The organism is Georgenia sp. TF02-10 (genome assembly GCF_022759505.1).
Classification (GTDB): Bacteria; Actinomycetota; Actinomycetes; order Actinomycetales; family Actinomycetaceae; genus TF02-10.
Genome location: NZ_CP094289.1, coordinates 3,468,302 through 3,490,576, shown reverse-complemented (window position 1 = coordinate 3,490,576; position 22,275 = coordinate 3,468,302). Strand labels below are relative to the sequence as shown.

Here is a 22,275-nt window from a genome sequence, read left to right as displayed (position 1 = left end):
CAGGAGGCGCGCCTACTCCGCCGCCTGCGCGCCACGCCCACCCCGGTGCTGGACACGGCCCCCCGGCACCGGTATGCTGTCGCTTTGCGCTGACCTCTGCCTGACGTCCGGCTCCCCACCCGCCCGCGGTGGGGTCAGTGTGTGCATCCATTCGCAGGGAAGGACACCCTTTGGCTGCCTCGCGCACCGCTTCTGCACCTACTGCTCACGCTACCGCCTCGCTCCCGCGACGCGTCTCCTTCGCCAAGATCCACGAGCCGCTCCAGGCTCCCGACCTCCTCGGCCTGCAGACCGAGAGCTTCGACTGGCTCATCGGGGACGACGCCTGGCGCGCCCGCGTGGAGGCCGCCGCCGCGGCCGGCGACAACCACGTGCCCACCACCTCCGGCCTGGAGGAGATCTTCAGCGAGATCTCCCCGATCGAGGACTTCGGCCAGTCCATGTCGCTGTCCTTCCGGGACCACCGCTTCGAGCCGCCAAAGTACACGGCCGAGGAGTGCAAGGAGAAGGACTTCACCTACGCGGCGCCGCTGTTCGTGACCGCGGAGTTCGTCAACTACACCACCGGGGAGATCAAGTCCCAGACGGTGTTCATGGGCGACTTCCCGCTGATGACCGAGCGCGGCACCTTCATCATCAACGGCACCGAGCGCGTCGTCGTCTCCCAGCTCGTCCGGTCCCCGGGCGTGTACTTCGAGAAGGTCGCCGACAAGACCTCCGACAAGGACATCTTCACCACCAAGGTGATCCCCAGCCGCGGCGCGTGGCTGGAGTTCGAGATCGACAAGCGCGACGCCGTCGGCGTGCGCATCGACCGCAAGCGCAAGCAGTCCGTGACGGTCTTCCTGCGCGCCCTGGGCATGACCGAGTCGGAGATCCGCGAGGAGTTCGCGGACTTCCCGGTGCTGCTGGAGACCCTGGAGAAGGACAACGTCCACACCGAGGACGAGGCCCTCCTGGACATCTACCGCAAGATCCGCCCGGGCGAGCCGCCCACGGTCGAGGCCGGCCGGACCCTGCTGGAGAACTACTACTTCAACCCCAAGCGCTACGACCTGGCCAAGGTCGGCCGCTACAAGATCAACAAGAAGCTCGGCCTGGACGCCGAGCTGAGCGAGTCGGTGCTCCGGCTGGCGGACGTCACCGCCGCCATCAAGTACCTGCTCGCCCTGCACCAGGGCCTGGCCGAGCTGCCCGCCGTCGGCGGGGCCGAGCCGGTGCGGGTGGAGACCGACGACATCGACCACTTCGGCAACCGCCGCATCCGCGCCGTCGGCGAGCTCATCCAGAACCAGGTCCGCACCGGCCTGTCCCGGATGGAGCGCGTCGTCCGGGAGCGGATGACCACCCAGGACGTGGAGGCGATCACCCCGCAGACCCTGATCAACATCCGCCCCGTGGTGGCCTCGATCAAGGAGTTCTTCGGCACCTCCCAGTCCTCCCAGTTCATGGACCAGAACAACCCGCTCGCCGGGCTGACGCACAAGCGCCGGCTCTCCGCGCTCGGGCCGGGCGGGCTGTCCCGGGACCGGGCCAGCATGGAGGTCCGCGACGTCCACCCCTCGCACTACGGCCGGATGTGCCCGATCGAGACCCCGGAGGGCCCGAACATCGGCCTGATCGGCTCGCTCGCCACCTTCGCCCGGATCAACCCGTTCGGGTTCGTCGAGACCCCCTACCGCCGGGTGGTCAGCGGCCGGGTCACCGACGAGGTCGTCTACATCACCGCCGACGACGAGGACCGGCACGTCATCGCGCAGGCCTCCGCCCCGCTGACCGCGGACGGCACCTTCGTCGAGGACCAGGCCCTGTGCCGCCTCTCCGGCGGCGAGCCGGCCCTGGTCGCCGTGGACGAGATCGACTTCATGGACGTCTCGGCCCGGCAGATGGTCTCCGTCGGCACCGCGATGATCCCCTTCCTCGAGCACGACGACGCCAACCGCGCGCTCATGGGCGCCAACATGCAGCGCCAGGCCGTGCCGCTGCTGCGCAGCGAGGCCCCGCTGGTCGGCACCGGGATGGAGCGCCGCGCCGCGGTGGACGCCGGGGACGTGATCGTGGCCGCCAAGCCCGGCGTCGTCACCGAGGTCTCCGCCGACGCCGTGCACGTCGCGGCCGACGACGGCACCAACCAGGTCTACCGGGTCGCCAAGTTCCGCCGGTCCAACCAGGGCAACTCCTACAACCAGCGGGTCGTGGTGGACGACGGCGCCCGGGTCGAGGCCGGCACCGTGCTGGCCGACGGCCCGGCCACCGAGGACGGCGAGCTCGCCCTGGGCAAGAACCTCCTCGTGGCGTTCATGTCCTGGGAGGGCTACAACTACGAGGACGCGATCATCCTCTCCCAGCGCCTGGTCGCCGACGACGTGCTCACCTCCATCCACATCGAGGAGCACGAGGTCGACGCCCGGGAGACCAAGCTGGGCGCGGAGGAGATCACCCGGGACATCCCCAACGTCGCCGAGGAGGTCCTGGCCGACCTCGACGAGCGCGGCATCATCCGGATCGGCGCCGAGGTCTCCTCCGGCGACATCCTCGTCGGCAAGGTCACCCCCAAGGGCGAGACCGAGCTGACCAGCGAGGAGCGGCTGCTCCGGGCGATCTTCGGGGAGAAGGCCCGGGAGGTCCGCGACACCTCCCTGAAGGTCCCGCACGGGGAGTCCGGCATCGTCATCGGCATCCGGGAGTTCTCCGCAGAGGACGACGACGAGCTGCCGCCCGGGGTGAACCAGATGGTCCGGGTCTACATCGCCCAGCGCCGCAAGATCACCGACGGGGACAAGCTCGCCGGCCGGCACGGCAACAAGGGCGTGATCTCCAAGATCCTGCCCGTGGAGGACATGCCGTTCCTGCCCGACGGCACCCCGGTGGACGTCATCCTCAACCCGCTCGGCGTGCCCGGCCGGATGAACGTCGGCCAGGTCCTCGAGCTGCACCTGGGCTGGCTCGCCGCCCAGGGCTGGGACGTCAGCGAGGCGGTCGCCGCCGCGGAGGAGTGGACCCGCCAGCTGCCCGAGAACGCCGTGCACGTGGACCCCGGCACCCCGGTCGCCACCCCGGTGTTCGACGGCGCCGAGCACCACGAGCTCCAGGGCCTCCTCGCGCACGCCCTGCCCAACCGGGACGGCGAGCGCCTGGTCGGCACCGACGGCAAGGCCCAGCTCTTCGACGGCCGGTCCGGGGAGCCGTTCCCCGAGCCGATCTCGGTGGGCTACATGTACATCCTCAAGCTCCACCACCTCGTGGACGACAAGATCCACGCCCGGTCCACCGGCCCGTACTCGATGATCACCCAGCAGCCGCTGGGCGGTAAGGCGCAGTTCGGCGGCCAGCGGTTCGGCGAGATGGAGGTCTGGGCGCTGGAGGCCTACGGCGCCGCCTACGCCCTGCAGGAGCTGCTGACCATCAAGTCCGACGACGTCACCGGCCGCGTGAAGGTCTACGAGGCCATCGTCAAGGGGGAGAACATCCCCGAGCCCGGCATCCCCGAGTCCTTCAAGGTGCTCATCAAGGAGATGCGCTCGCTGTGCCTGAACGTCGAGGCGCTCGACGCGGAGGGCAACGCCATCGAGCTGCGGGACACCGACGACGAGGTGTACCGCGCCGCGGAGGAGCTCGGCATCGACCTCTCCCGCCGCCCCGACGCCAGCAGCGTCGACGAGCTCTGAGCCCCCGCCGGGGCGCGGCCGGCCGACCGGCCGCCGTCGCCCCGGCCCCGGCTCCACCCATAGCTGTTCACGGTGCTATACCGGAGGAAGTAGGAACCCTTGCTCGACGTCAATGTCTTCGACCAGCTGCACATCTCCCTCGCCACGGCGGCGGACGTGCGCGAGTGGTCGCACGGCGAGGTCAAGAAGCCCGAGACGATCAACTACCGCACCCTGAAGCCGGAGAAGGACGGCCTGTTCGGGGAGCAGATCTTCGGCCCGACGCGCGACTGGGAGTGCGCGTGCGGGAAGTACAAGCGCGTGCGCTACAAGGGCATCGTCTGCGAGCGGTGCGGCGTGGAGGTCACGCGCTCCAAGGTGCGCCGCGAGCGGATGGGCCACATCGAGCTCGCCGCCCCGGTCACCCACATCTGGTACTTCAAGGGCGTCCCGTCCCGCCTGGGGTACCTGCTCAACCTCGCCCCGAAGGACCTGGAGAAGGTCATCTACTTCGCGGCGTACATGATCACCGAGGTCGACGAGGAGGGCCGGCGCGAGGACCTGCCGTCCCTGCAGAACGAGATGGACCTCGAGCGCCAGCAGGTGGCCAACCGCCGCGACGCCGACATCGAGGCCCGGGCCCAGCGCCTGGAGACCGACCTGGCCGAGCTCGAGGCGTCCGGCGCGAAGGCCGACGCCCGGGAGAAGGTCCGCAAGTCCGCCGAGCGGGAGATGGCCCAGATCCGCCGCCGCGGCGACGCCGACCTGGAGCGGCTGGAGAAGGTCTGGGACCGGTTCAAGAACCTCGCCGTCGGTGACCTGGAGGGCGACGAGCTGCTCTACCGCGAGCTCACCGTCCGCTACGGCATCTACTTCAAGGGCGCCATGGGCGCCGAGGCGATCCAGCGCCGGCTGGAGACCTTCGACCTGCAGGCCGAGGCGGAGTCCCTCCGCGAGGTCATCGCCACCGGCACCGGGCAGCGCAAGACCCGGGCCCTGAAGCGGCTGAAGGTCGTCAACGCCTTCCTCACCACCGGCAACTCCCCGCTGGGCATGGTGCTGGACTGCGTCCCGGTGATCCCGCCGGACCTGCGCCCGATGGTCCAGCTCGACGGCGGCCGGTTCGCCACCTCGGACCTGAACGACCTCTACCGCCGCGTCATCAACCGCAACAACCGCCTCAAGCGGCTGCTGGACCTGGGCGCGCCGGAGATCATCGTCAACAACGAGAAGCGCATGCTCCAGGAGTCCGTGGACGCGCTGTTCGACAACGGCCGCCGCGGCCGGCCGGTCACCGGGCCGGGCAACCGGGCGCTGAAGTCCATCTCGGACATGCTCAAGGGCAAGCAGGGCCGGTTCCGGCAGAACCTGCTCGGCAAGCGGGTGGACTACTCCGGCCGCTCGGTCATCGTCGTCGGCCCCACCCTGAAGCTGCACCAGTGCGGCCTGCCCAAGCAGATGGCGCTGGAGCTCTTCAAGCCCTTCGTCATGAAGCGGCTGGTGGACCTCAACCACGCCCAGAACATCAAGGCCGCCAAGCGGATGGTCGAGCGGTCCCGGCCGCAGGTGTGGGACGTCCTCGACGAGGTCATCCGCGAGCACCCGGTGCTGCTCAACCGCGCCCCGACCCTGCACCGCCTGGGCATCCAGGCCTTCGAGCCGCAGCTGGTCGAGGGCAAGGCCATCCAGCTCCACCCGCTCGTCTGCGGCGCGTTCAACGCCGACTTCGACGGCGACCAGATGGCCGTGCACCTGCCGCTGAGCGCCGAGGCGCAGGCCGAGGCCCGCATCCTCATGCTGTCCTCGAACAACATCCTCAAGCCCTCCGACGGCCGCCCGGTCACGATGCCGTCCCAGGACATGATCATCGGCCTGTTCCACCTCACCTCCGAGCGGGCCGGAGCGGCCGGCGAGGGACGGTTCTTCAGCTCCATCGCCGAGGCCCTGATGGCCTACGACCGCGGCGACCTGGACCTCAACGCCCGGATCACCGTCCGGCTCCCCGAGGCCGTCCCGCCGGCCGGCTGGACCGCGCCGGAGGGCTGGACCGAGGGTGACCCGCTGCTGCTGGAGACCACCCTCGGGCGGACCCTGTTCAACGACCTGCTCCCGGTCGACTACCCCTACCTCAACGGGGTGGTCGACAAGAAGGTCCTCGGCCGGATCGTCAACGACCTCGCCGAGCGCTACCCCAAGGTCGAGGTCGGGGCGAGCCTGGACGCGCTGAAGGAGGCCGGCTTCCGGTGGGCGTCCCGCTCCGGGGTGACCATCGCGATCTCCGACGTCGTCGCGCCCGCGGCCAAGGCCGAGATCCTCGAGAAGTACGAGGAGGAGGCCCGCAAGATCCAGGAGCAGTACGACATCGGCCTGATCACCGACGACGAGCGCCGCCAGGAGCTCATCGACGTGTGGACCCAGGCGACCAACGAGGTCGACGACGCGATGCGGGCGAACTTCCCCGAGCGCAACACCGTCTTCCAGATGGTCTCCTCCGGCGCCCGCGGCAACTGGATGCAGGTCCGCCAGATCGCCGGCATGCGCGGCCTGGTGGCCGACCCGAAGGGCGAGATCATCCCCCGCCCGATCAAGTCCAACTACCGCGAGGGCCTGTCCGTCCTGGAGTACTTCATCGCCACCCACGGCGCCCGCAAGGGCCTGGCGGACACCGCGCTGCGGACCGCCGACTCCGGGTACCTCACCCGGCGCCTGGTGGACGTCTCCCAGGACGTCATCATCCGCGAGGACGACTGCGGCACCCGGATGGGCCTGACCATGCCCATCGCGGACAAGGTCGGGGAGGACACCGTCGTGCGGGCGGACACGGTGGAGACCAGCGTCTACGCCCGCACCCTGGCCCAGGACGTCACCGACGCCGAGGGCAACGTGCTCGGCGAGGCCGGCCAGGACATCGGCGACGTGCTCATCGCCCGCCTGGTGGCCGCCGGGCTGACCGAGGTCAAGGTCCGCTCGGTCCTGACCTGCGAATCCCGGGTGGGCACCTGCGCCAAGTGCTACGGCCGCTCCCTGGCCACCGGCAAGCTGGTGGACATCGGCGAGGCCGTCGGCATCATCGCCGCGCAGTCCATCGGCGAGCCCGGCACCCAGCTGACGATGCGGACCTTCCACACCGGCGGGGCCGCCTCGGCGGAGGACATCACCCAGGGCCTGCCGCGCGTCCAGGAGCTGTTCGAGGCCCGCACCCCCAAGGGCGAGGCCCCGATCACCGAGGCCGCCGGCCGGGTCAAGATCGACGACTCCGAGCGGATCCGCAAGATCGTCGTCGTCCGCGACGACGGCCAGGAGGACGTGGTCTACCCGGTCACCAAGCGGGCCCGGCTGCTGGTGGAGGACGGCGAGCACATCGCCGTCGGCCGCCAGCTCGTCGCGGGCGCCGTCGACCCGAAGAAGGTGCTGCGCATCCTCGGCCCGCGGGCCGCGCAGAAGCACCTCGTCGAGCAGGTCCAGGAGGTCTACCGCTCCCAGGGCGTGGACATCCACGACAAGCACATCGAGGTCATCGTCCGGCAGATGCTGCGCCGGGTGACGGTGCTGGACTCCGGGGACTCCCGCCTCCTGCCGGGCGAGCTCATGGAGCGCACCCGGTTCGAGGACGAGAACCGCCGGGTGGTCTCCGAGGGCGGCACCCCCGCCTCCGGCCGGCCCGAGCTGATGGGCATCACCAAGGCGTCCCTGGCCACCGACTCCTGGCTCTCCGCCGCCTCCTTCCAGGAGACGACGAAGGTGCTCACCGAGGCGGCCATGAGCGCCCGGAAGGACCCGCTGCTCGGCCTGAAGGAGAACGTCATCCTGGGCAAGCTCATCCCGGCCGGGACCGGCCTGCCGCGCTACCACGAGGTGGTCGTCGAGCCCACCGAGGAGGCCAAGCAGACCGCGTTCTCCCGGCTCGGCTACAGCGACATCGACTTCGCCCCGGTCGGCGGGTCGAACGAGCCGCTGGCGCTGGAGGACCTGGAGTTCCCGGACAGCTACGGGCTCGAGTTCCGCTGACGGCGCCGGCCGGGCGGCAGCAGCCGGCGGCGCCGCCGCCCGGCGGCGCGGCCGCCCGGCCACCGACGGGCCGGGCCGTGGGGGAGACCCCGCGGCCCGGCCCGTCGGCCGCCCACCCCGCCGGCCGCCGTCGTCCCCACCGGCGTGACCGACCCCACGTGGCGCACGCCACCCGGCGGCGCGGGGCGGATCCTTTGCGCCGGAATCCGGCGCAGAGTACGCTGGTCTGCGGTGCCCGCGACACCGGGCTCTCGTGTGCGTGCGCAGCTCACCGGTGATGACCGCCGTCGGGCCGAGCCCGCAGGCGTCCGCACCAGCGTGACGCCCCGGCCCCACCGCCCCGGGCGGGCCTCGCCGGGCAGCAGCTGGTCGACACGCCCGACAGCGGGGGCAGGGGAGCGAGCCAGGACGGGCCGGACGGCCCGGGCCGGTCGACCCCACGGTCGGGCGTGCAGCAACGACACAGCAAGTACCTGAGACGGAGAAGTAGTGCCCACGATTCAGCAGCTGGTCCGCAAGGGCCGCAGCGTCAAGGTAGGGACCTCCAAGACGCCGGCCCTCAAGGGCAGCCCGCAGCGGCGGGGGGTGTGCACCCGCGTGTACACCACCACCCCGAAGAAGCCGAACTCGGCCCTGCGCAAGGTCGCCCGCGTGCGCCTGTCCAGCGGCATCGAGGTCACCGCCTACATCCCGGGCGTGGGGCACAACCTCCAGGAGCACTCCATCGTGCTCGTGCGCGGCGGCCGGGTGAAGGACCTGCCCGGCGTGCGCTACAAGATCGTCCGCGGCGCGCTGGACACCCAGGGTGTGCGGGGCCGCCAGCAGGCTCGCAGCCGCTACGGCGCGAAGAAGGAGAAGAAGTAATGCCTCGTAAGGGCCCGGCCCCCAAGCGCCCGCTCGTCTCCGACCCGGTGTACGGCTCCCCGGTCGTCACCCAGCTCGTCAACCGGGTGCTGGTCGACGGCAAGAAGTCCACCGCCGAGCGCATCGTCTACGGCGCCCTGCAGGGCGTGGCGGAGAAGACCCAGTCCGACCCGTCCACCGTGCTCAAGCGCGCGCTGGACAACGTCCGGCCCACCCTCGAGGTCCGCTCCCGCCGGGTCGGCGGCGCCACCTACCAGGTCCCGGTCGAGGTCCGCGCCTCCCGGCAGACCACCCTGGCGCTGCGCTGGCTGGTGGACTACTCCCGGTCCCGCCGGGAGAAGACCATGACCGAGCGGCTGATGAACGAGATCCTCGACGCCTCCAACGGCCTGGGCGCCGCGGTCAAGCGCCGCGAGGACACCCACAAGATGGCCGAGTCCAACAAGGCCTTCGCGCACTACCGCTGGTGACCCCGGCGGGGGCGCGCCCCCGACTTCACGAACCACCCCTACCGAAGAGAGCCTCACGTGGCACTTGACGTGCTGACCGACCTCACCAAGGTCCGCAACATCGGGATCATGGCTCACATCGACGCCGGCAAGACGACGACGACCGAGCGGATCCTGTTCTACACCGGCATCAACTACAAGATCGGTGAGACGCACGACGGCGCGTCGACGATGGACTGGATGGAGCAGGAGCAGGAGCGCGGCATCACCATCACCTCCGCCGCGACCACCTGCTTCTGGAAGAACAACCAGATCAACATCATCGACACCCCCGGCCACGTGGACTTCACCGTCGAGGTGGAGCGCTCGCTGCGCGTGCTCGACGGCGCGGTCGCCGTCTTCGACGGCAAGGAGGGCGTGGAGCCGCAGTCCGAGACCGTGTGGCGCCAGGCGGACAAGTACAACGTCCCGCGGATCTGCTTCGTCAACAAGATGGACAAGATCGGCGCGGACTTCTTCTTCACCGTCAAGACCATCGTCGACCGGCTCAAGGCCACCCCGCTGGTCATGCAGATCCCGATCGGGTCCGAGCAGGACTTCACCGGCGTCGTCGACCTGGTGACCATGCGCGCGCTCACCTGGCGCGGCGAGGTCAAGATGGGCGAGGACTACGAGGTCGAGGAGATCCCCGAGGGCCTGCGGGCCCAGGCCGAGGAGTACCGCACCACGCTCATCGAGCAGGTCGCCGAGGCGGACGAGGAGCTCCTCGAGAAGTACCTCGGCGGGGAGGAGCTGAGCGTCGCCGACATCAAGCGCGGCGTGCGCGCCCTGACCGTGGCCGGCGAGGCCTACCCGGTCTTCTGCGGCTCCGCGTTCAAGAACAAGGGCATCCAGCCCATGCTCGACGCCGTCATCGACTACCTGCCCTCCCCCCTCGACGTCCCGCCCGTGCAGGGCCACGACGTCAAGGACGAGGACGTCGTCGTCGAGCGGGCGGCGAGCGAGGACGAGCCGTTCGCCGCGCTGGCCTTCAAGGTCGCCACGCACCCGTTCTTCGGCCGGCTCACCTACGTCCGGGTCTACTCCGGCAAGGTCGCCCAGGGCGCCCAGGTGCTCAACTCCACCAAGGGTCGGAAGGAGCGCATCGGGAAGATGTTCCAGATGCACTCCAACAAGGAGAACCCGGTCGAGGAGGCCCACGCCGGGCACATCTACGCCTTCATCGGGCTCAAGGAGGTCACCACCGGGGACACCCTGTGCGCCATCGACGCACCGGTGATCCTGGAGTCCATGACCTTCCCCGAGCCGGTCATCCACGTGGCCATCGAGCCCAAGACCAAGGCCGACCAGGAGAAGCTCTCCACCGCGATCCAGAAGCTCGCCGAGGAGGACCCGACCTTCACCGTCCGGCTGGACGACGAGACCGGCCAGACCGTCATCGGCGGGATGGGCGAGCTCCACCTCGACGTCTTCGTCGACCGGATGCGCCGGGAGTTCAAGGTCGAGGCGAACGTCGGCGCCCCGCAGGTCGCCTACCGCGAGACCATCCGCCGCAAGGTGGAGAAGATCGACTACACGCACAAGAAGCAGACCGGTGGGTCCGGCCAGTTCGCCAAGGTCCAGGTGACCTTCGAGCCGATGGACACCAGCGAGGGCGAGCTCTTCGAGTTCGAGAACAAGGTCACCGGCGGCCGCATCCCGCGGGAGTACATCCCGTCGGTGGAGGCCGGCATCGAGGACGCCATGCAGAACGGCGTGCTGGCCGGCTACCCGCTGGTCGGGATCCGGGCGATCCTGCTCGACGGCGCCTACCACGAGGTCGACTCCTCCGAGATGGCCTTCAAGGTCGCCGGGTCGATGGTCCTCAAGGAGGGCGTCCGCCGCGCGGACCCCGCGCTCCTCGAGCCGATCTTCGACGTCGAGGTGCGCACCCCCGAGGAGTACATGGGGGACGTCATTGGCGACCTCAACTCCCGCCGTGGCATGATCCAGTCGATGGAGGACGCCACCGGCGTCAAGGTCATCCGCGCCCTCGTGCCGTTGTCGGAGATGTTCGGCTACGTCGGCGACCTGCGGTCCCGGACCCAGGGTCGCGCGGTGTACTCGATGCAGTTCCACAGCTACGCGGAGGTCCCTCGGAACGTCGCCGAGGAGATCATCAAGAAGACCCGGGGCGAGTGAGTCCCACAGGTCGACCCAGCAAGCAACCCACACCCGACCCGTAGGATCTCGCCCCGGCAGGCGCCCGCGAAGCACCTGCCAGAGCGTCAAGACAACTACCCGAGTCCCCAGGAGGACCCCAAGTGGCGAAGGCCAAGTTCGAGCGGACCAAGCCGCACGTCAACATCGGCACGATCGGTCACGTCGACCACGGCAAGACGACGCTGACCGCTGCCATCTCCAAGGTGCTGGCGGACAAGTACCCGGACCTCAACACGTTCACGCCGTTCGACCAGGTCGACAACGCTCCCGAGGAGCGCCAGCGCGGCATCACCATCAACGTCTCCCACGTGGAGTACCAGACGGAGAAGCGCCACTACGCGCACGTGGACGCCCCGGGGCACGCCGACTACATCAAGAACATGATCACCGGTGCCGCCCAGATGGACGGCGCGATCCTCGTCGTCGCCGCCACCGACGGCCCGATGGCGCAGACCCGCGAGCACGTGCTGCTCGCCCGCCAGGTGGGCGTGCCCTACCTGCTCGTCGCGCTGAACAAGGCCGACATGGTTGACGACGAGGAGATCCTCGAGCTCGTCGAGATGGAGGTCCGCGAGCTGCTGTCGTCCCAGGGCTTCCCCGGCGACGACGCGCCCGTCGTCCGCGTCTCCGCGCTCAAGGCCCTCGAGGGCGACCCGAAGTGGGTCAAGTCCGTCGAGGACCTGATGGAGGCCGTCGACGAGAACGTGCCGGACCCGGTGCGCGACATCGACAAGCCGTTCCTCATGCCGATCGAGGACGTCTTCACCATCACCGGCCGCGGCACCGTGGTCACCGGCCGCGTCGAGCGCGGCCAGCTCAAGGTGAACGAGGAGGTGGAGATCATCGGTATCCGGCCGCAGGCCCAGAAGACCACCGTCACCGGCATCGAGATGTTCCGCAAGCTCCTCGACACCGCCGACGCGGGGGAGAACGTCGGGCTGCTGCTGCGCGGCACCAAGCGCGAGGACGTCGAGCGCGGGCAGGTCGTCTGCAAGCCGGGCTCGATCACCCCGCACACCCAGTTCGAGGGCCAGGTCTACATCCTGGCCAAGGACGAGGGCGGCCGGCACAACCCCTTCTACTCCAACTACCGTCCGCAGTTCTACTTCCGGACGACCGACGTCACCGGCGTCATCACGCTGCCCGAGGGCACCGAGATGGTCATGCCCGGCGACAACACCGAGATGACGGTGGAGCTCATCCAGCCCATCGCCATGGAGGAGGGCCTCGGCTTCGCCATCCGCGAGGGTGGCCGCACCGTGGGCTCCGGCCGGGTCACCAAGATCCTCAAGTGACCCCCCGCCGGGGCTGACCCCGGCCGCGCCGCTCGGCGCACAGCAGGACCCGCAGGGCCCGGCAGCCTCGGCTGCCGGGCCCTTGGTCGTCCGCCGACGGCGGCCGGGCCTTGGTCCGCGCCGCCGGCGGCCGGGCGGTCGGTCCTCGGCGACGGCGGCCGGGCGGTCGGTCCTCGGCGACGGCGGTCGGGCGGTCGGTCCTCGGCGACGGCGGCCGCCGCCTCCCGTGCGCGCGCTCACAGCCCCCGGCCCTCGCGCCACCGCCGCCGGCGCTGGTAAAGTGGCCGGGCCAGCGTGCGCCGCCCTGCCGACGTGACGAGGCCCGCACCACCGGGGCCCGGTCCGGATTAGGCGGGGCGGGCCCGCGCGTGGCAAGATTGCCAGGTTGCCTGGGGGCCTGCCCCGGGCGCCGGCTGCCGGATCGGGCGTCCCCGCTCGGGTCCGAACAGGCATCACAGCGACCACGCCCCGTGCCGGGGCTGTGCGTCCGGGTGCGTCGCCCGCGCGACACGCCCGAGCGCGGGGGTCGGTACGGGTAGCGGTACGAGAGAGGTTAGACGACGCCATGGCGGGACAGAAGATCCGCATCCGGCTCAAGTCCTACGACCACGAGGTCATCGACAGCTCGGCGCGCAAGATCGTCGACACGGTGACCCGCGCTGGTGCGACGGTCGTGGGCCCGGTGCCGCTGCCGACGGAGAAGAACGTCTTCGTCGTCATCCGGTCGCCCCACAAGTACAAGGACAGCCGCGACCACTTCGAGATGCGCACGCACAAGCGGCTCATCGACATCGTGGACCCGACGCCCAAGGCGGTCGACTCGCTCATGCGCCTCGACCTGCCGGCCGACGTCAACATCGAGATCAAGCTCTGAGGACACCTGCCATGACAACGCTCGATCAGGCCGCCGCCGCGCCCGTCACGGCGCTGCTCGGCACGAAGCTCGGCATGACCCAGGTCTGGGACGACGGCGGCCGCCTCGTCCCGGTGACGGTCGTGCGGGTGGGCACCAACGTCGTCACGCAGGTGCGCACCCCGGAGACCGACGGGTACAGTGCCGTGCAGCTGGCCTTCGGCGAGATCGACCCGCGCCGGGTCACCCAGCCGCTCCGCGGCCACTTCGCCAAGGCCGGGGTGACCCCGCGCCGCCACCTCGCCGAGATCCGCACCCCCGGCGCCACCGGCTACGCCCCCGGCCAGGAGCTGACCGCCGAGGCGTTCCAGCCCGGCGCCACCGTCGACGTCGTCGGCACCACCAAGGGCAAGGGCACCGCCGGCGTGATGAAGCGGCACGGCTTCGCCGGCGTCTCCGCCTCCCACGGCGCCCACCGCAACCACCGCAAGCCCGGCTCCATCGGCGGGGCCTCCACGCCCTCCCGGGTGTTCAAGGGCCTGCGGATGGCCGGCCGGATGGGCAACGCCCGGCAGACCACCAAGAACCTCACGATCCACGCCGTCGACGCCGAGAACGGCGTCCTGCTGGTCACCGGGGCCGTCCCCGGGCCCAAGGGCGGCGTCGTCGTGGTCCGTACCGCGAAGGGAGCGTGAGATGACCACGCTGACCGTCGACGTGCTGGACGCCGCGGGTGAGAAGGCCGGCTCCGCCGAGCTGCCCGCCGAGGTGTTCGACGCACCGACCAACGTCCCGCTCATCCACCAGGTGGTCGTCGCCCAGCTCGCGGCCGCGCGGCAGGGCACGCACGCCACCAAGACCCGCGGCGACGTCCGCGGCGGCGGCCGCAAGCCCTACCGGCAGAAGGGCACCGGCCGCGCCCGGCAGGGCTCGACCCGCGCCCCGCAGTTCGCCGGCGGCGGCACCGTGCACGGCCCGCAGCCGCGCAGCTACGCCCAGCGCACGCCCAAGAAGATGAAGGCCGCCGCCCTGCGCGGGGCCCTGTCCGACCGGGCCCGCGCCGGCCGGGTGCACGTCGTGGACGCCCTGGTCGACGACGCCGCCGAGCGGCTGACCAGGACCGCCCTCGCGGCCCTGCGCCGGGTGGTCGGCGAGCGCAGCGCGCTGGTCGTGCTCGACCGCCAGGACGAGCGGACCCTGCTCGCCCTGCGCAACGTCCCGAGCGTCCACCTGCTCTGGGTCGACCAGCTCAACACCTACGACGTCCTGGTCAACGACGACGTCGTGTTCACCACCGGGGCGCTCCGGGCGCTCCTCGGCCAGGGCGAGGAGGAGCAGTGAGCATCGAGCCGGCGAAGAACCCCCGCGACGTGATCATCAAGCCGATCGTCTCGGAGAAGAGCTACAACCTGATCGACGAGGGCAAGTACACCTTCGAGGTGGACCCCCGCTCGAACAAGACCGAGATCAAGAACGCCATCGAGAAGATCTTCGACGTCAAGGTCGCCTCGGTGAACACCGCGAACCGGCAGGGCAAGACCCGCCGCACCCGGTTCGGGCTCGGCAAGCGCAAGGACACCAAGCGCGCGATCGTCACCCTGCGCGAGGGGTCCATCGACATCTTCGGCGAGGTGGCCGGCTGACCCCCGGCCGAAGAGAGGATCTGATCCATGGGAATCCGTAAGTACAAGCCGACGACGCCCGGCCGGCGCGGCTCCACCGTCGCCGACTTCGCCGAGATCACCCGGTCCGAGCCGGAGAAGTCCCTGGTCCGCCCGCTGCCCAAGACCGGCGGCCGCAACGCGACCGGCCGGATCACCACCCGGCACAAGGGCGGGGGCCACAAGCGCGCCTACCGCGTCATCGACTTCCGGCGACACGACAAGGACGGCGTCCCGGCCAAGGTCGCGCACATCGAGTACGACCCCAACCGCACCGCCCGGATCGCGCTGCTGCACTACGCCGACGGCGAGAAGCGCTACATCCTCGCGCCGAACCGGCTCAAGCAGGGCGACCGGATCGAGAGCGGCCCGGGCGCGGACATCAAGCCCGGGAACAGCCTCCAGCTGCGCAACATCCCGGTCGGCACCGTCGTGCACGCCATCGAGCTGCGGCCCGGCGGCGGGGCGAAGATCGCCCGGTCCGCCGGCGCCTCCGTCCAGCTCGTCGCCAAGGAGGGCCCCTACGCCCAGCTGCGGATGCCCTCGGGGGAGATCCGCAACGTCGACGCCCGCTGCCGCGCCTCCATCGGCGAGGTCGGCAACGCCGAGCAGTCCAACATCAACTGGGGCAAGGCCGGCCGGATGCGGTGGAAGGGCAAGCGCCCGACCGTCCGCGGCGTCGTGATGAACCCCGTCGACCACCCGCACGGCGGCGGCGAGGGCCGGACCTCCGGCGGCCGGCACCCGGTCAGCCCGTGGGGCCAGCCCGAGGGCCGGACCCGCCGGCCGAACAAGCCGAGCGACCAGCTGATCGTCCGCCGTCGCCGCACCGGCAAGAAGCGCTGAGAGGGAGAGGCGAGGCATGCCGCGCAGTCTGAAGAAGGGCCCCTTCGTCGACGACCACCTGCAGAAGAAGGTGGACGCCCAGAACGCGAAGGGGGGCAAGAACGTCATCAAGACCTGGTCGCGCCGGTCGGTCATCACCCCCGACTTCCTCGGGCACACCTTCGCGGTGCACGACGGCCGCAAGCACGTCCCGGTCTTCGTCACCGAGTCGATGGTCGGCCACAAGCTCGGGGAGTTCGCCCCGACCCGCACCTACCGCGGGCACGACAAGGACGACCGCAAGGCCCGCCGCCGCTGAGGCGCGGAGCACCCGAACCGACAAGTAAGGCAGGAACATGGAAGCCAAGGCGCAGGCGCGCTTCGTCCGCGTCACGCCGCAGAAGGCGCGCCGCGTCGTGGACGTCGTCCGCGGCAAGCGCACCGAGGAGGCCGTGACCGCGCTGCGGTTCGCGCCCCAGGCGGCCGCGGAGACCGTGCGCAAGGTCGTGGAGTCGGCGGTCGCGAACGCCCGGGTCAAGGCCGACCAGGCCAGCGAGGCCTTCGACGAGGGCAACCTCGTCATCCTCGAGGCCTACGTCGACGAGGGCCCGACCCTCAAGCGGTTCCGGCAGCGGGCCAAGGGCCAGGCCGCCCAGATCCTCAAGCGCACCAGCCACATCACGGTCGTCGTGGGTGAGGCTGCCACCACCGGCGCGGCGAAGGCCGCCACCACGAAGGGGAGGACCCGCTAGTGGGCCAGAAGGTCAACCCGACCGGGTTCCGGCTCGGCATCACCACCGACCACCGCTCGCGGTGGTTCGCCGACTCCACCAACGTCGGCCAGCGCTACCGCGACTACGTCCGCGAGGACGTCGCGATCCGCCGGCTGATGTCCGCCGGCCTCGAGCGCGCCGGCATCGCCAAGGTCGACATCGAGCGCACCCGGGACCGGGTGCGGGTGGACCTGCACACCGCCCGCCCGGGCATCGTCATCGGGCGCCGCGGCGCCGAGGCGGACCGGCTGCGCGGGGAGCTGGAGAAGCTCACCGGCAAGCAGGTCCAGCTCAACATCCTCGAGGTGAAGAACCCCGAGCTGGAGGCCCAGCTCGTCGCCCAGGGCATCGCCGAGCAGCTCGCCTCCCGGGTCTCCTTCCGCCGCGCGATGCGCAAGGGCATGCAGTCCGCCCAGCGCGCCGGCGCCAAGGGCATCCGGGTGCAGTGCGCCGGCCGGCTCGGCGGGGCGGAGATGTCCCGCTCGGAGTTCTACCGCGAGGGCCGCGTGCCGCTGCACACCCTGCGCGCGAACATCGACTACGGGTTCTTCGAGGCCCGCACCACCTTCGGCCGTATCGGCGTGAAGGTCTGGATCTACAAGGGTGACCAGACCGAGCGGGAGTACGCCCGCGAGCAGGCCGAGGCCGCCCCGCGCGGCCGCGGCCGCGGCGAGCGGCGCGGCGCCGGCCCGCGCCGCGAGGGCGGCCGGGGCGACGGGCGCTCCGGCGCCCCGACCGGCGGCGCCCCGCCGGCGCGCAGCCGGCCCCGGCGGGCGCCGCCGAGGCACCCGCGACAGGAACGGAGGCCTGACCGTGCTCATCCCCCGGCGCACCAAGCACCGCAAGCAGCACCACCCGACCCGCCGCGGCGTGGCCAAGGGCGGCACCACGATCGCCTTCGGCGACTACGGCATCCAGGCCATCGAGCCCGCCTACGTCACCAACCGGCAGATCGAGGCCGCCCGGATCGCCATGACCCGGCACATCAAGCGCGGCGGCAAGGTGTGGATCAACATCTTCCCCGACCGGCCGATCACCAAGAAGCCCGCCGAGACCCGCATGGGCTCGGGCAAGGGCTCCCCGGAGTGGTGGGTCGCCAACGTCAAGCCCGGCCGCGTCATGTTCGAGCTGGCCGGGGTCCCGGAGGAGCTGGCCCGCGAGGCGATGAGCCGCGCGCAGCACAAGCTCCCGATGAAGACCCGTTTCGTGAGCCGTGAGGGTGGTGAAGGCTGATGGCCATCGGCACCAAGGGGCTGAGCCCGGCCGACCTGGACCAGATGGACGACGAGAGGCTCGCCCAGGAGCTGGAGAAGGCGAAGGCCGAGCTGTTCAACCTGCGGTTCTCCGCCGCCACCGGCCAGCTCGAGAACCACGGCCGGCTCAAGGCCGTGCGCCGGGACATCGCCCGCATCTACACGATCGTGCGCGAGCGCGAGCTCGGCATCCGCACGGCGCCGAGCACCGAGGAGTGAGCCCAGTGAGCGAGAACACCGCAGCGCAGGACGCCGGCGCCGCCGGCACCGCGCCGGCCGCCGTCGTCCCGGCCCGGAACAACCGCAAGGTCCGGCAGGGTTACGTGGTCAGCGACAAGATGGACAAGACCGTCGTCGTCGAGCTGGAGGACCGCGTCAAGCACGGCCTGTACGGCAAGGTCATCCGGCGCACCGCCCGGGTGAAGGTGCACGACGAGGCCAACACGGCCGGCGTCGGCGACCTGGTCCGCGTCATGGAGACCCGGCCGCTGTCCGCCACCAAGCGGCACCGCCTGGTGGAGATCCTCCAGAAGGCCAAGTAAAGCCCGGCCGGCCGCCTCCGGCCGCCCGGCCCGCCGGCCGGCCGTGACCGCGGCCGCCCGGCCCCACGCCCCCCATCCGTTCGGCCAGGCTCGGCCCGCCGAGAACCGGCACGACGACAGGAGTACATCGAATGATCCAGCAGGAGTCGCGGCTGAAGGTCGCCGACAACACCGGTGCCAAGGAGATCTTGTGCATCCGGGTGCTCGGCGGCTCCGGCCGGCGCTATGCGGGCATCGGCGACGTCATCGTCGCCACCGTCAAGGACGCCATCCCCGGCGGCAACGTCAAGAAGGGCGACGTCGTCAAGGCGGTCATCGTCCGCACCGCCAAGGAGCGGCGCCGCCCGGACGGGTCCTACATCAAGTTCGACGAGAACGCCGCCGTCATCCTGCGGGGCGACGGCGACCCCCGTGGGACGCGCATCTTCGGCCCGGTCGGCCGCGAGCTGCGGGACAAGAGGTTCATGCGCATCATTTCTCTGGCGCCGGAGGTGCTCTGATGGCGAAGATCAAGAAGGGCGACCTGGTGGTCGTCATCGCCGGCCGCGACAAGGGCAAGCAGGGCCGGGTGCTGGAGGTCCGCACCGGCACCGACCGCGTCGTCGTCGAGGGCGTGCAGCGGGTGAAGAAGCACACCAAGGTGGGCCAGTCCAGCCGGGGCGCGCGCACCGGCGGCATCGAGACCGTCGAGGCCCCCATCCACGTCAGCAACGTGATGGTGGTGGACCCGGAGACCAAGAAGGGCACCCGGGTGGGCCACCGCACCGAGCAGGTCGAGCGCGACGGGCGCACCCGGACCGTCCGGGTCCGGGTGGCCAAGCGCTCCGGTAAGGACATCTCATGACCCAGACCACCGCAGAGCAGACCGCCGCCCCGACGCCGCGGCTGAAGCAGCGCTACCGCGAGGAGATCGTCGCGGCGCTGCGCGAGGAGTTCGGCCACCGCAACGTCAACGAGGTGGCCGGGCTGGTCAAGATCGTCGTCAACATGGGCGTCGGCGAGGCGGCCCGGGACTCCAAGCTCATCGACGGCGCCGTGCGCGACCTGAGCCTGATCACCGGGCAGAAGCCGCAGGTGACCAAGGCCCGCAAGTCCGTCGCGCAGTTCAAGCTCCGCGAGGGCCAGCCGATCGGCGCGCACGTGACGCTGCGCGGGGACCGGATGTGGGAGTTCCTGGACCGGCTGCTGTCCCTGGCGCTGCCCCGCATCCGGGACTTCCGCGGGCTCAGCCCCCGGCAGTTCGACGGGCACGGGAACTACACCTTCGGGCTGACCGAGCAGTCGATGTTCCACGAGATCGACCAGGACAGGATCGACCGCGTCCGGGGCATGGACATCACGGTCGTCACCTCGGCCACCACCGACGAAGAGGGGCGTGCGCTGCTGCGTCGCCTGGGCTTCCCGTTCAAGGAGAACTGATGGCGAAGACCGCCCTGATCCAGAAGGCCAACCGCAAGCCGAAGTACGAGGTGCGCGCCTACAGCCGCTGCCAGCGCTGCGGGCGCCCCCGCTCGGTGTACCGCAAGTTCGGCCTGTGCCGGATCTGCCTGCGCGAGATGGCGCTGCGCGGCGAGCTCCCCGGCATCACCAAGTCCAGCTGGTAAAGAACTACGTCGCAGGTCCCGCGAGGAAACCACGACGAGGAAGGGCCGAGGCCCGATGACCATGACAGACCCCATCGCAGACATGCTCACCCGTCTGCGCAACGCCAACTCGGCGTACCACGAGTCGGTGACCATGCCGTACTCCAAGCTCAAGGCGAACATCGCCGAGATCCTCACGGCCGAGGGCTACATCGCCGGCTGGAGCGTCGCCGACGCCGAGGTGGGCAAGAAGCTCACCCTGGACCTGAAGTTCGGCCCGGCCCGCGAGCGGTCCCTGGCCGGCGTGCGCCGCGTGTCCAAGCCGGGCCTGCGGGTGTACGCGAAGTCGACCAACCTGCCCCGCGTCCTCGGCGGCCTGGGGGTGGCCATCCTGTCCACCTCCTCCGGCCTGCTGACCGACCGCGAGGCCAAGAACAAGGGCGTGGGCGGGGAAGTCCTCGCCTACGTCTGGTGACCCGGAAGGAGATTGACCATGTCCCGTATCGGTAAGGTCCCCGTCCCGGTCCCCGCAGGCGTCGACGTCGCCATCGACGGCCAGGCCGTGACCGTCACCGGGCCCCGCGGCGTGCTCAGCCACACCGTGGCCGAGCCCATCCGGGTCGACCGCGGGGAGGACGGCGCCCTGGTCGTCACCCGCCCCGACGACGAGCGCGAGTCCCGCTCGCTGCACGGCCTGACCCGCACCCTGCTGGCCAACCTGGTCACCGGCGTCACCCAGGGCTACACCAAGCAGCTGGAGATCGTCGGCACCGGCTACCGGGTGCAGGCCCGCGGCGCGGACCTCGAGCTCGCGCTCGGCTTCTCCCACCCGGTGCACGTCAGCGCGCCGGAGGGCATCACCTTCACGGTGGAGGGCCCGACCAGGTTCACCGTCGCCGGCATCGACAAGCAGCTCGTCGGCGAGACCGCGGCGAACATCCGCAAGATCCGCAAGCCCGAGCCGTACAAGGGCAAGGGCGTGCGCTACGCGGGCGAGCAGGTCCGCCGCAAGGTCGGAAAGGCTGGTAAGTAACCGATGGCTATCACGATCAAGGGCACCGGCCAGGGCAAGGCCGGCGCCCGTCAGCGCCGCCACCTGCGGGTGCGCAAGCGCATCTCCGGCACCGCCGACCGGCCCCGGCTGGTGGTGACCCGGTCCAGCCGGCACATGGTCGCCCAGCTCGTGGACGACACCACCGGCCGGACCCTGGCCGCCGCCTCCACCCTGGAGGCCGACCTGCGCGCGGCCGACGGCGAGAAGGTCGCCAAGGCCCGCCGGGTCGGGGAGCTCCTGGCCGAGCGCGGCAAGGCCGCCGGGGTCGACGTCGTGGTCTTCGACCGCGGCGGGAACAAGTACCACGGCCGGGTCGCGGCGGTCGCCGACGGCGCCCGCGCGGGTGGGCTGACCCTGTGAGCCAGACCGTACGAGAGCAGAGGAACATCTGATGGCTGCACCGCAGCGAGGCAGGACCGGCGCCCCGACCGGCGCCGGGGAGCACCGCGAGGGCGAGAGCACCAACCGCCGCGAGGGCCGCCGCGGCGGCGACCGGCGCGACAGCCGCCGGGGCGCCGAGGAGAAGAGCAACTACGTCGAGCGGGTGGTCTCGATCAACCGCGTCGCCAAGGTCGTCAAGGGCGGGCGGCGGTTCAGCTTCACCGCGCTCGTCGTCGTCGGCGACGGCGACGGCACCGTCGGCGTGGGCTACGGCAAGGCCAAGGAGGTGCCCGCGGCGATCGCCAAGGGCGTGGAGGAGGCCAAGAAGAACTTCTTCCGCGTCCCCCGGATCGCTCGCACCGTCCCGCACGCCGTCCAGGGCGAGGCCGCGGCCGGCGTCGTCTTCATCCGGCCCGCGTCCCCGGGGACCGGCGTCATCGCCGGCGGCCCGGTCCGCGCGGTGCTGGAGTGCGCCGGCATCCACGACGTGCTGAGCAAGTCGCTCGGCTCGTCCAACGCCATCAACATCGTGCACGCCACGGTGGCCGCCCTGAAGATGCTCGAGCAGCCCGAGGCCGTCGCCGCCCGCCGGGGCCTGCCCCTGGAGGACGTCGCGCCCGCCGCGCTGCTGCGGGCCCGCGCCGAGGGCGAGGCCAAGGAGCGGGCGGACCAGCCCGCCGAGACCGTGGGGGCAGGTGCGTGATGGCCCAGCTGAAGGTCACCCAGACCAAGTCCGCCATCGGCGGCAAGCAGAACCAGCGAGACACGCTGCGCACCCTGGGCCTGCGGCGCATCGGCCAGTCGGTCGTGCGCGAGGACCGGCCCGAGGTCCGCGGCATGATCCAGACGGTGGCGCACCTCGTCGCCGTCGAGGAGGTCGACTGA

General features: G+C 71.0%; 25 protein-coding genes and 1 pseudogene. All 26 read left to right on the top strand.

Annotation, left to right across the window (positions count from 1 at the left end; translation table 11 throughout):
* Nucleotides 1–170 precede the first annotated feature (170 nt).
* The 26 genes and pseudogenes from rpoB (at nucleotide 171) to rpmD (ending at nucleotide 22,275) form a co-directional block, all read left to right on the top strand.
* Complete coding sequence (gene rpoB / locus MF406_RS15880; RefSeq protein WP_242895603.1) at nucleotides 171–3,668, top strand: DNA-directed RNA polymerase subunit beta; 3,498 nt, start codon at nucleotides 171–173, stop codon at nucleotides 3,666–3,668.
* A gap of 99 nt (nucleotides 3,669–3,767) precedes the next feature.
* Nucleotides 3,768–7,655, top strand: a complete 3,888-nt coding sequence (locus MF406_RS15875; protein ID WP_242895602.1) for a DNA-directed RNA polymerase subunit beta' — start codon at nucleotides 3,768–3,770, stop codon at nucleotides 7,653–7,655.
* Between the two features lie 489 nt (nucleotides 7,656–8,144).
* The gene (gene rpsL, locus MF406_RS15870; protein WP_043498211.1) at nucleotides 8,145–8,519 is read left to right on the top strand and encodes a 30S ribosomal protein S12; all 375 of its coding nucleotides are present in this window, start codon (nucleotides 8,145–8,147) and stop codon (nucleotides 8,517–8,519) included.
* The gene (gene rpsG / locus MF406_RS15865) at nucleotides 8,519–8,989 is read left to right on the top strand and encodes a 30S ribosomal protein S7 (protein ID WP_242895601.1); all 471 of its coding nucleotides are present in this window, start codon (nucleotides 8,519–8,521) and stop codon (nucleotides 8,987–8,989) included. The genes rpsL and rpsG overlap by 1 nt, the downstream gene beginning before the upstream one ends.
* 57 nt (nucleotides 8,990–9,046) lie before the next feature.
* Complete coding sequence (gene fusA, locus MF406_RS15860) at nucleotides 9,047–11,149, top strand: elongation factor G (RefSeq protein WP_242895600.1); 2,103 nt, start codon at nucleotides 9,047–9,049, stop codon at nucleotides 11,147–11,149.
* A gap of 122 nt (nucleotides 11,150–11,271) precedes the next feature.
* A complete protein-coding gene (gene tuf / locus MF406_RS15855) occupies nucleotides 11,272–12,465 on the top strand; it encodes an elongation factor Tu (RefSeq protein WP_242895599.1) in 1,194 nt (397 codons plus the stop codon).
* A gap of 565 nt (nucleotides 12,466–13,030) precedes the next feature.
* On the top strand, nucleotides 13,031–13,339 hold the full coding sequence (gene rpsJ, locus MF406_RS15850; protein WP_242895598.1) for a 30S ribosomal protein S10: 309 nt from the start codon (nucleotides 13,031–13,033) through the stop codon (nucleotides 13,337–13,339).
* Nucleotides 13,340–13,350: 11 nt separating this feature from the next.
* Nucleotides 13,351–14,013, top strand: a complete 663-nt coding sequence (gene rplC, locus MF406_RS15845; RefSeq protein WP_242895597.1) for a 50S ribosomal protein L3 — start codon at nucleotides 13,351–13,353, stop codon at nucleotides 14,011–14,013.
* Nucleotide 14,014: 1 nt separating this feature from the next.
* Nucleotides 14,015–14,659 (top strand): 50S ribosomal protein L4, encoded by a 645-nt coding sequence (gene rplD / locus MF406_RS15840; protein ID WP_242895596.1) that lies wholly within the window; start codon nucleotides 14,015–14,017, stop codon nucleotides 14,657–14,659.
* Nucleotides 14,656–14,961 (top strand): 50S ribosomal protein L23, encoded by a 306-nt coding sequence (gene rplW, locus MF406_RS15835; RefSeq protein ID WP_242895595.1) that lies wholly within the window; start codon nucleotides 14,656–14,658, stop codon nucleotides 14,959–14,961. The genes rplD and rplW overlap by 4 nt, the downstream gene beginning before the upstream one ends.
* Nucleotides 14,962–14,988: 27 nt before the next feature.
* Nucleotides 14,989–15,825, top strand: a complete 837-nt coding sequence (rplB, locus tag MF406_RS15830) for a 50S ribosomal protein L2 (RefSeq protein WP_242895594.1) — start codon at nucleotides 14,989–14,991, stop codon at nucleotides 15,823–15,825.
* Between the two features lie 16 nt (nucleotides 15,826–15,841).
* Entirely contained in the window at nucleotides 15,842–16,123 is a 282-nt protein-coding gene (rpsS, locus tag MF406_RS15825; RefSeq protein WP_242895593.1) for a 30S ribosomal protein S19, read from the top strand.
* A 37-nt stretch (nucleotides 16,124–16,160) separates the two neighbouring features.
* On the top strand, nucleotides 16,161–16,556 hold the full coding sequence (gene rplV, locus MF406_RS15820) for a 50S ribosomal protein L22 (RefSeq protein ID WP_242895592.1): 396 nt from the start codon (nucleotides 16,161–16,163) through the stop codon (nucleotides 16,554–16,556).
* A pseudogene (rpsC, locus tag MF406_RS15815) lies at nucleotides 16,556–17,388 on the top strand (30S ribosomal protein S3). Before rplV ends, rpsC begins: the two are co-directional and overlap by 1 nt.
* Nucleotides 17,389–17,390: 2 nt before the next feature.
* Nucleotides 17,391–17,810: a 50S ribosomal protein L16 gene (rplP, locus tag MF406_RS15810; RefSeq protein WP_242895591.1), complete on the top strand. Its 420-nt coding sequence runs from the start codon at nucleotides 17,391–17,393 to the stop codon at nucleotides 17,808–17,810.
* Nucleotides 17,810–18,049, top strand: a complete 240-nt coding sequence (gene rpmC / locus MF406_RS15805) for a 50S ribosomal protein L29 (RefSeq protein WP_305852972.1) — start codon at nucleotides 17,810–17,812, stop codon at nucleotides 18,047–18,049. Before rplP ends, rpmC begins: the two co-directional genes overlap by 1 nt.
* A gap of 5 nt (nucleotides 18,050–18,054) precedes the next feature.
* Nucleotides 18,055–18,372 (top strand): 30S ribosomal protein S17, encoded by a 318-nt coding sequence (gene rpsQ, locus MF406_RS15800; RefSeq protein WP_371744524.1) that lies wholly within the window; start codon nucleotides 18,055–18,057, stop codon nucleotides 18,370–18,372.
* Between the two features lie 131 nt (nucleotides 18,373–18,503).
* Nucleotides 18,504–18,872: a 50S ribosomal protein L14 gene (gene rplN, locus MF406_RS15795; RefSeq protein WP_242895590.1), complete on the top strand. Its 369-nt coding sequence runs from the start codon at nucleotides 18,504–18,506 to the stop codon at nucleotides 18,870–18,872.
* Nucleotides 18,872–19,216 carry a 50S ribosomal protein L24 gene (gene rplX, locus MF406_RS15790; protein ID WP_242895589.1) on the top strand — a complete coding sequence of 115 codons (345 nt, stop codon included), beginning with the start codon at nucleotides 18,872–18,874 and terminating at the stop codon, nucleotides 19,214–19,216. Before rplN ends, rplX begins: the two co-directional genes overlap by 1 nt.
* Entirely contained in the window at nucleotides 19,213–19,791 is a 579-nt protein-coding gene (gene rplE / locus MF406_RS15785; RefSeq protein ID WP_242895588.1) for a 50S ribosomal protein L5, read from the top strand. The genes rplX and rplE overlap by 4 nt, the downstream gene beginning before the upstream one ends.
* Complete coding sequence (locus MF406_RS15780) at nucleotides 19,791–19,976, top strand: type Z 30S ribosomal protein S14 (protein ID WP_242895587.1); 186 nt, start codon at nucleotides 19,791–19,793, stop codon at nucleotides 19,974–19,976. Before rplE ends, MF406_RS15780 begins: the two co-directional genes overlap by 1 nt.
* Nucleotides 19,977–20,031: 55 nt before the next feature.
* Nucleotides 20,032–20,430, top strand: a complete 399-nt coding sequence (gene rpsH, locus MF406_RS15775) for a 30S ribosomal protein S8 (RefSeq protein WP_242895586.1) — start codon at nucleotides 20,032–20,034, stop codon at nucleotides 20,428–20,430.
* A gap of 18 nt (nucleotides 20,431–20,448) precedes the next feature.
* Nucleotides 20,449–20,988 (top strand): 50S ribosomal protein L6, encoded by a 540-nt coding sequence (gene rplF, locus MF406_RS15770; protein ID WP_242895585.1) that lies wholly within the window; start codon nucleotides 20,449–20,451, stop codon nucleotides 20,986–20,988.
* Between the two features lie 3 nt (nucleotides 20,989–20,991).
* Nucleotides 20,992–21,369: a 50S ribosomal protein L18 gene (rplR, locus tag MF406_RS15765; protein ID WP_242895584.1), complete on the top strand. Its 378-nt coding sequence runs from the start codon at nucleotides 20,992–20,994 to the stop codon at nucleotides 21,367–21,369.
* 31 nt (nucleotides 21,370–21,400) lie between these two features.
* Nucleotides 21,401–22,093 (top strand): 30S ribosomal protein S5, encoded by a 693-nt coding sequence (gene rpsE / locus MF406_RS15760; RefSeq protein WP_242895583.1) that lies wholly within the window; start codon nucleotides 21,401–21,403, stop codon nucleotides 22,091–22,093.
* Entirely contained in the window at nucleotides 22,093–22,275 is a 183-nt protein-coding gene (gene rpmD / locus MF406_RS15755) for a 50S ribosomal protein L30 (protein ID WP_242895582.1), read from the top strand. Before rpsE ends, rpmD begins: the two co-directional genes overlap by 1 nt.

Excerpts from the sequence above, each read along its gene's own strand:
- rpsG (WP_242895601.1), top strand. The coding sequence starts at position 8,519 with ATGCCTCGTAAGGGCCCGGCCCCCAAGCGCCCGCTCGTCTCCGACCCG.
- rpsJ (WP_242895598.1), top strand. The coding sequence starts at position 13,031 with ATGGCGGGACAGAAGATCCGCATCCGGCTCAAGTCCTACGACCACGAG.
- rplC (WP_242895597.1), top strand. The coding sequence starts at position 13,351 with ATGACAACGCTCGATCAGGCCGCCGCCGCGCCCGTCACGGCGCTGCTC.
- rplD (WP_242895596.1), top strand. The coding sequence starts at position 14,015 with ATGACCACGCTGACCGTCGACGTGCTGGACGCCGCGGGTGAGAAGGCC.
- rplB (WP_242895594.1), top strand. The coding sequence starts at position 14,989 with ATGGGAATCCGTAAGTACAAGCCGACGACGCCCGGCCGGCGCGGCTCC.
- rpsS (WP_242895593.1), top strand. The coding sequence starts at position 15,842 with ATGCCGCGCAGTCTGAAGAAGGGCCCCTTCGTCGACGACCACCTGCAG.
- rplV (WP_242895592.1), top strand. The coding sequence starts at position 16,161 with ATGGAAGCCAAGGCGCAGGCGCGCTTCGTCCGCGTCACGCCGCAGAAG.
- rpmC (WP_305852972.1), top strand. The coding sequence starts at position 17,810 with ATGGCCATCGGCACCAAGGGGCTGAGCCCGGCCGACCTGGACCAGATG.
- rplN (WP_242895590.1), top strand. The coding sequence starts at position 18,504 with ATGATCCAGCAGGAGTCGCGGCTGAAGGTCGCCGACAACACCGGTGCC.
- rplX (WP_242895589.1), top strand. The coding sequence starts at position 18,872 with ATGGCGAAGATCAAGAAGGGCGACCTGGTGGTCGTCATCGCCGGCCGC.
- rplE (WP_242895588.1), top strand. The coding sequence starts at position 19,213 with ATGACCCAGACCACCGCAGAGCAGACCGCCGCCCCGACGCCGCGGCTG.
- MF406_RS15780 (WP_242895587.1), top strand. The coding sequence starts at position 19,791 with ATGGCGAAGACCGCCCTGATCCAGAAGGCCAACCGCAAGCCGAAGTAC.
- rpsH (WP_242895586.1), top strand. The coding sequence starts at position 20,032 with ATGACCATGACAGACCCCATCGCAGACATGCTCACCCGTCTGCGCAAC.
- rplF (WP_242895585.1), top strand. The coding sequence starts at position 20,449 with ATGTCCCGTATCGGTAAGGTCCCCGTCCCGGTCCCCGCAGGCGTCGAC.
- rplR (WP_242895584.1), top strand. The coding sequence starts at position 20,992 with ATGGCTATCACGATCAAGGGCACCGGCCAGGGCAAGGCCGGCGCCCGT.
- rpsE (WP_242895583.1), top strand. The coding sequence starts at position 21,401 with ATGGCTGCACCGCAGCGAGGCAGGACCGGCGCCCCGACCGGCGCCGGG.
- rpmD (WP_242895582.1), top strand. The coding sequence starts at position 22,093 with ATGGCCCAGCTGAAGGTCACCCAGACCAAGTCCGCCATCGGCGGCAAG.